This is a genomic window from Pseudoalteromonas sp. B62 (genome assembly GCF_037162565.1).
In the GTDB taxonomy this organism is placed as follows: domain Bacteria; phylum Pseudomonadota; class Gammaproteobacteria; order Enterobacterales; family Alteromonadaceae; genus Pseudoalteromonas; species Pseudoalteromonas fuliginea.
The window spans coordinates 1,521,077-1,534,340 of the sequence record NZ_JARLVB010000002.1 but is presented as its reverse complement, the minus strand read 5'-3'; the positions used below and the strand labels follow the sequence as shown (position 1 = coordinate 1,534,340).

At 40.0% G+C, this 13,264-nt stretch carries 15 protein-coding genes; all 15 read right to left on the bottom strand.

The features are described from left to right. The 15 genes from P4S71_RS11440 to P4S71_RS11370 all read right to left on the bottom strand — a co-directional run bounded on the left by P4S71_RS11440 (position 1) and on the right by P4S71_RS11370 (position 13,157). Complete coding sequence (locus P4S71_RS11440; protein ID WP_007377696.1) at positions 1–735, bottom strand: CIS tube protein; 735 nt, start codon at positions 733–735, stop codon at positions 1–3. A gap of 2 nt (positions 736–737) precedes the next feature. Further along, complete coding sequence (locus P4S71_RS11435; RefSeq protein ID WP_007377697.1) at positions 738–941, bottom strand: hypothetical protein; 204 nt, start codon at positions 939–941, stop codon at positions 738–740. A 24-nt stretch (positions 942–965) separates the two neighbouring features. After that, a complete protein-coding gene (locus P4S71_RS11430; RefSeq protein ID WP_337120735.1) occupies positions 966–1,295 on the bottom strand; it encodes a phage tail protein in 330 nt (109 codons plus the stop codon). 173 nt (positions 1,296–1,468) lie between these two features. Continuing rightward, the gene (locus tag P4S71_RS11425; RefSeq protein ID WP_007377699.1) at positions 1,469–1,915 is read right to left on the bottom strand and encodes a phage tail protein; all 447 of its coding nucleotides are present in this window, start codon (positions 1,913–1,915) and stop codon (positions 1,469–1,471) included. Between the two features lie 133 nt (positions 1,916–2,048). Beyond that, on the bottom strand, positions 2,049–3,488 hold the full coding sequence (locus P4S71_RS11420; RefSeq protein ID WP_007377700.1) for a phage tail sheath family protein: 1,440 nt from the start codon (positions 3,486–3,488) through the stop codon (positions 2,049–2,051). A gap of 671 nt (positions 3,489–4,159) precedes the next feature. After that, the gene (locus tag P4S71_RS11415; protein WP_007377701.1) at positions 4,160–4,561 is read right to left on the bottom strand and encodes a 3TM-type holin; all 402 of its coding nucleotides are present in this window, start codon (positions 4,559–4,561) and stop codon (positions 4,160–4,162) included. A gap of 63 nt (positions 4,562–4,624) precedes the next feature. Next, positions 4,625–5,041: a hypothetical protein gene (locus tag P4S71_RS11410; RefSeq protein ID WP_007377702.1), complete on the bottom strand. Its 417-nt coding sequence runs from the start codon at positions 5,039–5,041 to the stop codon at positions 4,625–4,627. Positions 5,042–5,407: 366 nt separating this feature from the next. Beyond that, a complete protein-coding gene (locus P4S71_RS11405) occupies positions 5,408–6,388 on the bottom strand; it encodes a transposase (RefSeq protein WP_033023753.1) in 981 nt (326 codons plus the stop codon). Positions 6,389–6,652: 264 nt separating this feature from the next. Next, positions 6,653–7,240, bottom strand: coding sequence for a hypothetical protein (locus tag P4S71_RS11400; RefSeq protein WP_096792392.1), 588 nt, complete (start codon positions 7,238–7,240; stop codon positions 6,653–6,655). Positions 7,241–7,351: 111 nt separating this feature from the next. Next, complete coding sequence (locus P4S71_RS11395) at positions 7,352–7,969, bottom strand: hypothetical protein (protein ID WP_337119782.1); 618 nt, start codon at positions 7,967–7,969, stop codon at positions 7,352–7,354. A gap of 263 nt (positions 7,970–8,232) precedes the next feature. After that, positions 8,233–9,276, bottom strand: coding sequence for a hypothetical protein (locus P4S71_RS11390; RefSeq protein WP_096792390.1), 1,044 nt, complete (start codon positions 9,274–9,276; stop codon positions 8,233–8,235). 471 nt (positions 9,277–9,747) lie between these two features. Continuing rightward, positions 9,748–10,116: an eCIS core domain-containing protein gene (locus tag P4S71_RS11385; RefSeq protein WP_337150685.1), complete on the bottom strand. Its 369-nt coding sequence runs from the start codon at positions 10,114–10,116 to the stop codon at positions 9,748–9,750. 72 nt (positions 10,117–10,188) lie between these two features. After that, the gene (locus tag P4S71_RS11380; RefSeq protein WP_337150684.1) at positions 10,189–10,671 is read right to left on the bottom strand and encodes a hypothetical protein; all 483 of its coding nucleotides are present in this window, start codon (positions 10,669–10,671) and stop codon (positions 10,189–10,191) included. A 28-nt stretch (positions 10,672–10,699) separates the two neighbouring features. Beyond that, positions 10,700–11,194, bottom strand: coding sequence for a hypothetical protein (locus tag P4S71_RS11375; RefSeq protein WP_337150683.1), 495 nt, complete (start codon positions 11,192–11,194; stop codon positions 10,700–10,702). Between the two features lie 61 nt (positions 11,195–11,255). Next, the gene (locus P4S71_RS11370) at positions 11,256–13,157 is read right to left on the bottom strand and encodes a hypothetical protein (protein WP_337150682.1); all 1,902 of its coding nucleotides are present in this window, start codon (positions 13,155–13,157) and stop codon (positions 11,256–11,258) included. Positions 13,158–13,264 lie beyond the last annotated feature (107 nt).

Sequence of the window (13,264 nt, the reverse complement as noted above, 5' to 3'; positions counted from 1 at the left end):
CTAACGCTCCAACGGAGGATAAATGATTTGCGTACCCACCTCAGCGCTACGAATAGAAGGTAGACGATTAACCATCGCCACCTGATGTACAAACTGTTGGTTGCCGTATATTTTTGCACTTTGTACAAGTACCGAACTGCCCGCCTTATGTTGAATAACATGAGTTAAGTCGGGAGAACTTTTACCTGATTTAAGTTTCATTTCTTTTTCAGATAAACACTCCACCACGCAACAATGAACTTTGGCTTTTAAACGGCGTCCTTTGTTATCTACCAGTTCAGTTTCTACTTTAGTGGTGCATAACATGCCATCAAATGTCCCACTTGGGCCATGATTAAGTACCATATTCAATGGTTGGACTGTCACATAAGTGGGTTCGTGTGTTTCACTCTGAACTGCGGTGCCATACTTCAACAAAGTTTGGATGTTTTTTTCTGTTTCTATGTTCCCTTGCAACTTTGCTAGTAATTCGGTGGGTAAATCAATAATGGTATCATCTAGCAAAAAGGTCACCGATAGCTTTGAAGGCGAAGACTTTTGATATTGGCTTGCGCCGCTTTCGGCGCCTATCGTTTGTGATTTTTGAATACTGTTGGAATAGCTGGTTTGCAACGATTTTGCATCATACGCAAGTGTCATCTCAGCCAGCTGGTTACCAGAGCCACGCTCTATTTTACTATAAAAGGTCACTTTACATAGCGGTGACCCAGCCGCATTTGCACCAATACCTATCATTTTTATGGCCTTTTTTGTTTAGTAAATTGCTGAAATTGCTTGTCTATGTAGCGTTTTAAAGATTTTTCGATTTGTTCAACTTGGTTATTAATAGTCCCAGTATTTTCGCCTGTACTAGTACTTTGTGATTGCGGCCTATCGCCATCAGGTTCACTTTGTCCAGATAAACGAGCTTTAACATGAATCGCATCACATTGAATTTCCATTAGCATCACCTTGTCTTTAATGTGTTAAGTAAAAGGAATTGGCACTGTCACCAAGTTTTGATAGCTAAACGTAATAGACTCAATGAGTACATCGTTACGCGTTGCATCTAGACTGTCCCACTCCCAACTTTCCATAAATGCGCGAGTGACTAGCCATGCTTTTGTGGGTAGGTTGTTATCGCTAAGTAAAGTGATCAAAATATCGTTGCGAACCGCAAACTGATTCCACTGCGGCAAACTAATAAAGTTTGTTAATTCCAAGGTGCTACCAGTGCGCAGTACACCACGTTTCAAAGTTAAGGTGCGCGATTGTTTATTACTGCCTACCGTTGCTCGATTACCGTCATACTCAATGTTGCGATTAACTTTTAGGCCACTGATTTCCTTAAAAAAATATCTATCGGATTCGGTATAGCCGCTGATGTAATTAGCGCAGCAAAGCGGTATCCCACCATAGGTGTTGTTAGTTCTTGAATCATAGTAATGTCCAAAAGGGCACTAACGTGCCCAAGACAAGGAGAATAAAATTAGTGGAATTCGATCTTAATATCATCGGCCATCATTTCTAACGACTCCACACTGGCTTCGTTTGAGCCACCATTAATACTTGGCGCTGTAAGCTTTTTAGGAAAAGCATTAATCACCTTCCAAGTAACCAATGGCTGTGAACGGTCTTCGTTAGTGAGTGAAATAGTAATGTCTTTTTTATCAACCAAATTTAAGCTAATTGATGAAATCCAATCATAAAACTGACTCTTTTGACGCACTAAACCTCGTTTAAGTGTGATATTCACATCGGTTGATTGCCCAGGCATGTGCTTTTTGCCGTAACCATCTTTGTAAGTAATGGTTTCAACACCAATGTCTAAGCCCGACACTTCAGAAAACGGAATACTCTCCTCACCAAAACTAACGACAAATCGATATACCGGGATCGGGTATTCTGCTGCAATATCTGCTGCTGTAGTAGCCATAAAAAACTCCAAAAAATAATAATTTTAGTGCCCAAGTTACAATAAAACTTAGGTAAATAAGTAAATTAAAAAGGCTGATTGAGAAAACATAAAACGTATAAATATGACCCCCAACCAACCTTGGTCGGGTTCGTTAGCCTTCTAAGCTCTTATGTGAGAAGGTTAATACAATAAACTCAGCAGGGCGTACCGCAGCTAAACCAATTTCTATATTCATTACACCATTATTGATGTCGTCTTCGGTCATGGTTTGGCCAAGGCCTACGTTTACAAAGAAGGCTTGATCTGGGGTCTCACCAAAGAAAGCACCTTGACGCCATAAATTCTCAAGGTAACTTTCAATCATGGTTTTGAGCTTTAACCAAGTGAAAGGCGTGTTTGGCTCAAACACCGCAAACTGTGTGGCTTTTTGAATTGACTCTTCCACTAAGTTAAATAAACGGCGAACCGATACATAGCGCCACTCATTGTCATTACCAGCAAGAGTACGTGCACCCCAAACCAAAGTCCCTTTACCAACAAAGGTACGAATCGCGTTGATTGATTTACCAGAAATGGCATCAACGTTAAGGCTCTCTTGCTCAGTGCTATCAATAGCAAGCGTTGGCGCAAGCACTTGCGATAAAGCTACGTTAGCAGGTGCTTTCCATACTCCGCGTTCTTTGTCGGTTTTAGCGATAATACCCGCAACGGCAGGTGACGGAGGCAATACGAGATAACTTTTTGCTAACGCCGCCTTAGCTTGATTATAAATTTGCGCGTTATAATCTGTATTTGTACTGTCATCATTACCTAGTACAGATAGCATCACATCTTTGTAAGTTATAGGGTCTGCTGTTTCATCTTCTACCACCTTAACAGTCACGTTTGCTTCATCGTAACTGCGTGCGATAGTCGTCTTTAAATATGGGTAGTAAGATGCACCATATTTTAAACCCTGCGTTACTTTGGCGCGCAAACGTTCAGAGTCATGAACAATTGCAGTAGTCCCAGCAGGCGTTTCTTGCATTTGCACATCAACTAATGCAAAACGGTCCATGCGTTTTTCTGCATGTTTAAGCGCCTTATTTTGCACCTCGTAGTGGCCAACTTCGTCTAAACCAATTGCTTCTGGAGATGAAATAAGTGTTACTTCATCAACCTTATTTAAAAGGTCAATGCCAGCGCTATAAGACTCTTTTGACGCAAGTGTACCTGCCATACCAATAGAAACGACATAACACGCCCCACCACCATTAGCAAAAAAGTGACTAACTGCTTGATGAAGAAAGAACTTAGCACCTTCTAGTTTTGCAAGATCATCAGCAACAGCCGCTACATTGGTAATATCATAACCTTTAGAGCTAGGCATTAGCGTAAAGCTCTCTTTGTATGGGCCACCAAAGTTTGCTTCAAACTGCACCATGCTAGTAATACGCACTGGCATGTTTAAAAAGTTGGCAGCATCACCGGCTTCATTAAGTTGAGTGGTATGACCAATAAATGCTGGAATAGCCGTTGCCACCTCTGCGACTGACGGCGGTAGAATTGATTTTTCTCTAACGTAGACGTCAGGGGTTTTATATTGAGACATAGTATTTCCTTTAGTTAATAGAACGCATTCTTAAACGCCGAAATGGCAAGAATTAGGGATTGAGCACCAAGCAAGCCTTTTATCAATGCCTACCCACCAAATAAAATGGATAAACGCCTGGCGGATCCTACTTAGTACTCAAAAGACTTTATGGGTTAACCCACGGCTCCGCCTCATCAGTCACAACTGATGGCAAAATAATTGAAACTTACTTAGAAGAAAATTTGAGTTACCTCACAACCAGCTTCATCTGTCACGTTAAGGCCTGTTAACCTTTTAAGATTACAGCTTGTTCTATCTAGGGACGATTAATCGCGTTGCGAGGTTTATAACCTAGTGGGCTCGGTAACTGATCTTGCGTTACCCTATTGGCTTACATCCATGTAACAATAAATTGAAACCAAGCAACAAAGAGTAAATCGCCCCTAGGGCGAACCCAAAGGGCTACACATGTTTGGTTTTTTATACTGCGTTATCGCCTATTTATAGGGGTTAACGCAGCATAGGCGCTGCGCTGCGTTGCCTACAAACCAAACATACCGCTGTAAATTCAACCTCGAAAGGTAAACAGCCCTAATAACAAGTTTATTTATATTGTGTTCAGAAGACGTTGTTCGATAAGAAATGTGAAAACTAATTGAAATATAATTTTGTAATGCATTATTTTATAGCTAGCGAGAAACACCTTTGAGTTTTTCAACGGTTCGTAAGCCAGCTAACCCCAACATGGCCAAAGTAAGCTCCATCATGACGTCGAGTGGTAATTGTGGAGTACCAATCTCTGGCAACAACCACTGCAATATAGGATTAATAACAAAGGCAAATAAAAAGCCAAGGCCGCACACCCACATTAAAAAAGGCCGGGCACCCGCCACAAATAAACTACGGTGAGATGCTTGCACTTGATTAATTTTTGCTTGAACTAAATTAGGTTGCTGCGCTACACGTTGTTTGAGAATATCTAAATTTAGCGTTTCTTCATCACTAGTAAATAACTCATCTAGTATTGAGCCGATTGCGTTAATAGGCTCTTGTGCTTTGGAAGAAAATAAAACCGATAACAGTCCCATCATTTATTCTCCTGCTTTAAATTAAATATGCTTTTTTACTGATGAAGAGTAATAACACTCCACGAACTAAACAACTGTAAGCTTTGTCTGCCCTGCATCAGTAAACTCAATAGTAATATTGATCATAGGTACGGGATCGGGTACACCTTGTGGACTTTGCGCTGGTTTTGAAATTTGTAGTAGCGCCATTATTTGCGTGTCTTTGGTGACTAGCGCTGTTTTAGACTTACCTTTAACCGTTAAATTTGGCTTACCAGAAATGACTTTACCCATCGCAATACCGCCCTTAAAAGCAGCGTTATCGTAGTTTGACTGAAATTTTTGCAACCACTGTTTTACATCATCCTCAGTGAGCACTGCTTTTTTACCTTGTGAGAATTTGTTTTTAGTCGCAGTTGGAATTTTATCACTGGTTTTTACTAGCTGCTGGGCGCCATTAACTGTAATTTTAATCGCAGCACCATCCACACATACAAGCGGCATAACCATCCCTTACTCAAATAAAATAAATTGCATACCTGAACAGACGCGTGAAAAGTAAAAATGTGAAATCCAACATTATCACAATAAATGAAAGTACAATCATGTAGGAAGTTTAAGGGGTCAGGAAAGAAGTCAAGGAAGCCAACGGGTCTTATAAGGAGCCAGGGTCTTAAGAGGTCAGGGTCTTAAGGGGTCAAAGGGTCTTAAGGGGTCAAATCGCTTGCTTCATAATACTGTCAAAAAAAGGGTCTTAAGGGGTCAAATCGCTTGCTTCATAATACTGTCAAAAATAGCATCTAATTGTTTTGAAAATTGCTTATCCTCTCTGCGCTTTTTTCTTATTTGATGAGAAAGGGTCTTAAGGGGTCAAATCGCTTGCTTCATAATACTGTCAAAAATAGCATCTAATTGTTTTGAAAATTGCTTATCCTCTCTGCGCTTTTTTCTTATTTGATGAGTAATAAAACTCACAGAGCCACTATGACCAAGGTTAAAATACTCTGCAATATTACTTAACTTTTCAGCCAAAACCTCTTGGCAAAAATACATGGCAACTTTACGTCCTTCAAATCCTTTGCTTGGCCCTTTAAGCACACTGGTAATTTTAGATAGCGGGCAAGCATAATAATCAGCAACCGCCATAACCACCTCATTCATTGTGATATTCGGTTTTAGTTGCTGTAAAACCTCAGGTTCGGGGCTATTTATAAGCTGAGTGTTTTTCAACCAACGTTTAAAACCATCACTGCCCAAAACCGATGCAATATTACCTTTGTCGTAAAAGTCAGTGAGTTCATCACTGCTACCTCGTAATACATAAGCTTTGTACTGCTTAAACTTGTGACGATGACCCAGTATTTGATAAGTAAAGTCGCGCGTAAGCCATTCTGGTGGTTTTACTTTCCCGATATAAGCTGGGTAGCTCGACCAAGAATAGTGCGCTAAGTCATCCACCAGCGGCATAGTCATATCAATAGGATTACGATGGATATAGCGGCTTAATTGCAGCAGATACTCATCTTTTTCGACCAATATCGCCTTATACCTCCCGCGAAATAATGGCCCATCGGTATGCTTCAACTTATTATATCGCTGAGTATAAACCCCATTAATATGGCGCATAACACGGCCTAAATTCGCTTTGGGTGTTTCAATCAACAAATGATAGTGGTTCGTCATAAGGCAATACGCATGAATAACGCAATCAAAGCGCGCTTGTGCCTCACCCAATGTGGTTAAAAAGGCTTGAAAGTATAATTCGTCGTGAAAGGTATTTTGCCGTCCGCGCCCACGGTTCATAACATGATAAAAAGCATGTTCGTACTCAATTCGTTGTGGCCTTGGCATTGTGAACTACCTGTTTTAATAATACTCCTTTGAAGGTAGTCGACCTATATCATGAAGCAAGTGATTTGACCCCTTTTTTCAGACCCCTTTTTTCGGACCCCTTTTTTCGTATTCTTTTGGTTTTTCTACTTGTTCATACATAACTCAAACCTTTTTGAATTAGCTTTATTCGTTGTTATAGGCTTTCTTCAATTGCCTATAACAATTGGGCTAAAAGACGTTTTAATGGGTTTTAGGTTTTGTTATAGGCGTTTTATACATAAACTACATCGTTTTTAAGTCCTGCAACCACCATGAATTATATGTCTTTTCTAGCTCAGTAACATTTGCACCATATGCTTTAGCGGTAGTTGTATTCTTATACACATGGTCATTTGCTGGATTATATACTTTCACATCGCCCTTGAAAGGCCCCCAAGGATATGAATCACTTTTGCTAGAATTTTTCGAGTATGAAATTATTTGAGCATTAGCTGGGTGATTTCCACCACCACCCGCTTTTGGCACTATATGATCAACCGCAGCTAGGTCAGTTGATAAATCACCAGGACTAAGCAGTCTTGAGCCATCATTATCGTCACTTAAAAGATCAAAAGATCCGATTAATGTTTCTTTTTTAACAGTTTTGGTTTTATTATTACCTAAAAGACTATGTCTTTCACCACTCGAAAATAGTTCCCCCGGACCAGATCCTGCCCACCCAGAACCAGTATATTGCGACCCTTCTATCGGTACTAAAAAGGCCTCGCTCTTAACCCGCTGTTTTACTTGTGATTGTAATCTCCGCTGCGCAACAGAATTAACAATAGCTATACTTTTATTCTCTTTGGACTTTTCTACTTGTGCATACATATTTACAAACCTTTTTAAATTGGACTTTAGCGATTGTTATAGGCTTTTCTTTATTGCCTATAACAATTGAGCTAAAAAGCGTTTTAATGATTTTTAGGTTTTGTTATGGGATTATTTTGGCATTTGAAAACGCTTAGTAGGTCCCCAAATAGCAGGGAACTGATCATGTAAATACTTTATTTGTGCCGCAGCTGCTCCACCATAATTCATTGCGTTAGTTGCGGTTTCATATGCCTTGTTATTATCAGCTACTATGACTATATCATCTGTAGCAAATTTCGGATTGAATTTGGTGAAATTATCCCCTCTGCTCATATTTGATTTTGCATCGATTAACCTTCCGTTACTGTCCAATGCTCCGCCTCCCAAATTCGCTGGAACGATATGATCTACCTGCCCCACAAGATGAGTCACATCAGAAGTGGGTACCAAACCGCTACCATCCAGTTCATTTACTCCTATACGAGTTGAGTTAAAGTTTACAGCCACAACCCCATCTTTATAATACGTATCCTGATTAGTAAACCCCGATTTAGGCGCAGTATCTCCATCATGCGTTCCGTTTCCTTTCACGGAATAACATACTCTCTGAAGAGTATCCCCCGGTCTCGAATTGTCCTTTTTCTTGATAGACTTATCGACCAATTCACTATTTATACTCTTTAATTGTCTACGGCTTTGGCTGACCATTGTATTTTTTTGCAATATTGACAAGGAGCGATTATCCACAAATCCAAAACCCTGGCTAGAATTCCTTTTTTCTGTCCAACATTATTAGCAATTGTCGTACTTTTGTTCTCTTTCATCTTTTCTACTTGTGCATACATATCTCAAACCTTTTAATTTTTATTCAGTGGTTGTTATAGGCTTTCTTTATTGCCTATAACAATCAGGCTAAAAGACGTTTTCAATGGCTTTTAGGTTTTGTTATGGGCTTCTGTGGTAAAGGCTAAATTCAGTGCCTGTTTTTTTGATTGGGTGTATATTAACTTTCATAAAACCTTCTCAACGAGACGAACTTGTGGCTTCAGTTCTTTTATTAAGTCCTTACTTTTATGTAAGTGGACACTAAAAACATCTTTATCTACTTTCATAATGTCGTTCTGCTCTGATTTACCAGTCAATTTATTACCCTGTGGGGCACCGCCCTCACCTCCTCCGTTAACTTTTGAATAGTCCAATAGCTTCGAAGCATCACCTGAAAATTTAAATTCAACAAGCACATCATCTTTACTACTCTTTTTAGATTTATCAAAATAGTGCATTGCCTGACCAAGAGAGCCTCCATGACCAAACAGAATATCTTTCAAATCACCACTGCCTTTGTAATTACTCCAATCGGCTTTAGGCATGGTTCGATAAATAACAAGTTTCTTCTTACGGCCACTGGCAGAACCACCAAAGCCATCGTCAGTTCTTTTAAATTGCCCGTCATGATGGGCAATACCGGCTATATTGTGGAAACCCAATAGAGAGAGTTTGATGTCTTGTGTCACTTGTCTGTATAAATCACTTCTGTCAGCGAAGCTTGTACGGTTATTGTGCTTTCTAAGGGATGCTCGAATGTCAGCTTCGAATGGAGACACGCCTATACTGAGGTCAACAGTGTAATAGGCGTTGACTGCCTTATTAGTATCTCCATTGGTTCCTTTTTTAAATATATTATCTTTAAGCTCTGACCAGGAGTTCAACCGAGGCTTTACGTCTTTCTCAATATCACTTACCAGAACATCATCTGCATGACCTTCCCACTTGTCCCCAATTAATATTTGGCGTTGCAATACTGTAGTACTCAGCCGGCCATAACTAATACTTGGAATATTCGTTTTCCCAAGACTACCTGTAACCTCACCTACTTTTAACTGTATCGATTTAAGACTATCATTAACGGTCTCTTTCATTTTTCTTTTAGAAGTTGCGTCAGACCTATTATCCACAAACCCAAAACCTTGCTTCACATCACTTTTCTTTTGAGTAACAGAATTAGCCACAGCCCTACTTTTGTTCTCTTTCGGTTTATCTACTTGTTCATACATATTTCAAACCTTTTTTAATTGGGTTTTTTCGATGTTATAGGCTTTTTTTATTGCCTATAACAATCCCAGATACACCACACAGTGGTGGATGTGGCGTTTATTCTGACTATCTCATTATCATTTCTGGACTTTTAACACCTATTTTGGCTGTTAAAAGTCCACTTTTTTAAACTTCATCTACTTCCCATTAGCGGTAGCTCTTTAATACCCGCATGGGCTGTTAAAGCGCCACTCTTTTGGTCATCTATTCACAACCCGTCAATCTCATCCAGCGGTGAACTTATCCCCTCAAAACCTTTCGTGGTTATGTGCGTATAAATCTCGGTCGTTTTAGAGCTAGAATGCCCTAGCAATGCTTGGATATATCTCATATAGGATAAGGGGTCATATAGGATAAGGGGTCAAGTCACTTGCTTCATAACACTTAACTTAAAACAAAGCTTGTCAATTCGACATGACGCTCTAACTTAGTCACATACTCTCTGCTCTTGCCCCTATCACATCGGCTTCATGTTCTAATTTTGGATCATCATTCACCGCTTGCCCTGCAAACTGGGTAGTGGCTTGTACGCGACCTTGCATTTGCTGGCCAATGTGAGCAAGCTCATGCCCTAAATGGCGGTCTTGCCCCGGGCTGATGTGTACTTCGCTGCCTTGGGCATAGGCGTGGGCATTAAGTTGCGCGGGCTTGGATGAGTTGGTATGCACAGCAACGTGGCTTAAATCGACGCCCATCATGCTGCCTACGTTGTCTTTTAAACGCGTTTCTCGGCTTATTGCTTGGCGTTGTACGGGGAGCGTGTCGTGTTCTTGCTGCTTTTGATTAAGTGACTGGTACATAAAAATTCCAAGGTATAATAATAGGTTAAATGAAGCTGCCGTATATAAGATGTCAATGAATAAAAAGCAGCATTAATGCATTTTAATAATGTAACGAATCGGTTGAATGGGGTTATCCACCAACGGTGCCAAACTAGGAGTACCGTTTAGGCCGTCGCAGGCTAAAAAGCCGTCGGGGATTTGTGCGCCGCAGTAGAGTAAAATACAGCCAATTGGCACGCTAACTTGTTGGGTATGTGCGTTAGCCGCACTGTAGTTTGATGTTTCATAAACTTGGCTGGTTGGTGTTGTGGTACTTGATGAAGGGGCACCGAGTAGCTGCCCCTCTACAATTAAATCGCCTTGAATACACACACTTTGTTGAAAAACTGCATTGTTATGATGGTGTTCTTGCAGTAAAAAGGTCAGTACTTGCCCCGCTGCAGATGACTGCTTCGTAATGCCATCATCACTTTGAATAAACGCTGCATCTAAAAACTCGGCAAACTGCGCCTGGGTTGGTTTTGCACCTGTAATGAAGTAGCGTTTTAGCTTTTCTCGAAAGGTCGTAAACATGGCTTAGTTGTACCGTATAATTACGTGATTACGCAATTACACGCTCTTGCCATATATCGTTGGAGAGGTTGAATATACTGTGTTTTTGTACTAAATCATTTTCAACTAATTTAAGTACAACAACGGCAACATCGCCTAAATATCGTTTTAAAGCAGGGTCTAGGTCGTACGTTTTAAAACCAGCTCCATCATCAAAAATGGTGATTGGATAAATACCGCGTTCAGGACCATTTTTAACCAAAAAGTAATCCCCCGTGTAAAACTCTGTTGCGCCAAACATGGCAGGCTCAATCGGGGTCATTGGTAAGTCATCACTAGCGGCGACTACACGACCAGCATAGCCAAGCACATCTGCTATATCTTCTACCCTGTGTAAGTCAGTTGTTTGCATACCTAAATATTGGTTCATATCAGCACGAACCTGATAAATAACACTATTTAATAAGTTTAGGCTTCTAGCTTTATTACTATCACGAGCACTCAGTTCTTCAAGTTTTTGGATCACGTTTACAAAATTATTCATAGGGTTTTCCTTTTAGAGGGAGGGGTGTTTGAATTGATGACTAAATTAATAACTGGTTGCCTTAGAGAAAGAATTTGCCAGTTGAGTCATAGGAATAAAAAATGTCATTTACTTTGTATAAATCATAATAAGCATGTGAGCTGTTGAGCAATATTGTAAGGCTGGAGTTATCTGCAAATTTAAGAATAACTTGGCTGTTTGTCCCCCAAGTTCCACTAAAGTCTTGCACCCTAAAATAGGTGACTTTTTCATCAATTATAGCTGTCAATGTAGTGTCATCTGTAAGATCTAAAAAATGAATGGAATTTGCGTCAATAGTAAAGTCATTAGTGTGTACTTGAGGGTTAATATTAAGCATTTGGTTTTGAAGCTGTTGCCCAAGCGAAGTTAAGTTTTGCTTTAATAAAGCACTATCAATAACCTTATCAACTCTGCCATTAGCGAGATCATTAGCTGAAGCGAAATTTACACTGAAGCGGTTTTTACTCTGTATAAGCCCATCACCAACAGTCACTAAACTGGCTGTCATTTTCCATTGATACTCAAAATCAGCATCATTATCGTAAATAGCCCTAAGCATAAATGCTTGATCTTTATAAATGTCACCTTGAGTTATGATCACCGCATCGCCGTGAACCATGTCAACAGGTTCATAGCTGACCACAGACTGTAAAGAAAATGAGCTTGATAGTTCATTTACTTGCCATATGCGGTTTTCACTCTTATTCGTTTGGGCGTTCAATAACACCAAATCACCATCAACAAGCATATAACCATCAATTTCACTAGGAACGTTATCAATATCGATGTTTTGTGTTGTCTCAACACATGCAATCAGCAGCGGCAACAAATTGGGGCATGTAAGCGCTTCTACTTTTTGATTTAACCAGCCACCGTGTTGTGCGGTAGTCAGCTTGCTTGTATCACCCATTTGAATATCTGCAAACGTTGCAATGGGTAAACTAGTAGTTTGAATATTAGATAACCTAGCCCCATCACCAATAAATTCACCTGCTTCAATGCGCGAATCCGTCACTGTTCCCGCTTGGGTTAAGTCAACTTGCGAAGGGAGATCAATCTGAGGTAAGTTTATAAGGCCAGATCCATCACCAATAAATTCACCTGCTTTTATGCTTGAATCCGTCACCGTTCCCGCTTGGGTTAAGTCAATTTGCGAAGGGAGATCAATCTGAGGTAAGTTTATAAGGCCTGACCCATCACCAATAAATTCACCTGCTTTTACACTTGAATCAGTGACTAAGCCACTCTGTGTTAAATCTATTTGAGGCGGTAAATGATTGTTGGCTATATTGCTTATTTTTGCCCCATCACCAATAAATTCACCCGCTTTTACACTTGAATCGATGACCAATCCACTCTGCGTTAAATCTATTTGAGGTGGTAAATGATTGTTGGCAATATTGCTTATTTTTGCCCCATCACCAATAAATTCACCTGCTTTTACACTTGAATCGGTGACCAATCCACTCTGCGTTAAATCTATTTGAGGCGGTAAATGATTGTTGGCTATATTGCTTATTTTTGCCCCATCACCAATTAATTCATCCGCTTTTACACTTGAATCGGTGACCAATCCACTCTGCGTTAAATCTATTTGAGGCGGTAAATGATTGTTGGCAATATTCGTGATTTGTGCGCCATCACCAATTAATTCACCCGCTTTTACACTTGAATCGGTGACCAACCCACTCTGCGTTAAATCTATTTTCGACGGTAAATGATTGTTGGCAATATTCGTGATTTGTGCGCCATTAGCTATAACCTCTTTCACTTTAAGCGATGAATTTTCTCCAATTTGAGTTAAATCTATCTGCTCTGGTAAACGATCATTATTGATACTGCTTGTTGCCGTATCAATTAGATCCCCAAATTCTTGTTGAGTAGGGATATCACCACGCTGAAAGTAGCTTTTTAATCGTTCATTGAGTTCTGAAGTACTCATAATATTCCTCTGTAATCTAATAAATAAATGATGATTTCAGCCGCTGAGCTGAATGCTCAACAACTGCCGATTAAATTATGGGATCTGTTAGGTAAAATAATTGAGGT

Bases quoted from the DNA above. Each gene is read 5' to 3' on its own strand.
- P4S71_RS11440 (WP_007377696.1), bottom strand. From the start codon at position 735: ATGATAGGTATTGGTGCAAATGCGGCTGGGTCACCGCTATGTAAAGTG.
- P4S71_RS11435 (WP_007377697.1), bottom strand. From the start codon at position 941: ATGGAAATTCAATGTGATGCGATTCATGTTAAAGCTCGTTTATCTGGA.
- P4S71_RS11425 (WP_007377699.1), bottom strand. From the start codon at position 1,915: ATGGCTACTACAGCAGCAGATATTGCAGCAGAATACCCGATCCCGGTA.
- P4S71_RS11420 (WP_007377700.1), bottom strand. From the start codon at position 3,488: ATGTCTCAATATAAAACCCCTGACGTCTACGTTAGAGAAAAATCAATT.
- P4S71_RS11415 (WP_007377701.1), bottom strand. From the start codon at position 4,561: ATGATGGGACTGTTATCGGTTTTATTTTCTTCCAAAGCACAAGAGCCT.
- P4S71_RS11410 (WP_007377702.1), bottom strand. From the start codon at position 5,041: ATGCCGCTTGTATGTGTGGATGGTGCTGCGATTAAAATTACAGTTAAT.
- P4S71_RS11405 (WP_033023753.1), bottom strand. From the start codon at position 6,388: ATGCCAAGGCCACAACGAATTGAGTACGAACATGCTTTTTATCATGTT.
- P4S71_RS11400 (WP_096792392.1), bottom strand. From the start codon at position 7,240: ATGTATGCACAAGTAGAAAAGTCCAAAGAGAATAAAAGTATAGCTATT.
- P4S71_RS11390 (WP_096792390.1), bottom strand. From the start codon at position 9,276: ATGTATGAACAAGTAGATAAACCGAAAGAGAACAAAAGTAGGGCTGTG.
- P4S71_RS11385 (WP_337150685.1), bottom strand. From the start codon at position 10,116: ATGTACCAGTCACTTAATCAAAAGCAGCAAGAACACGACACGCTCCCC.
- P4S71_RS11380 (WP_337150684.1), bottom strand. From the start codon at position 10,671: ATGTTTACGACCTTTCGAGAAAAGCTAAAACGCTACTTCATTACAGGT.
- P4S71_RS11375 (WP_337150683.1), bottom strand. From the start codon at position 11,194: ATGAATAATTTTGTAAACGTGATCCAAAAACTTGAAGAACTGAGTGCT.
- P4S71_RS11370 (WP_337150682.1), bottom strand. From the start codon at position 13,157: ATGAGTACTTCAGAACTCAATGAACGATTAAAAAGCTACTTTCAGCGT.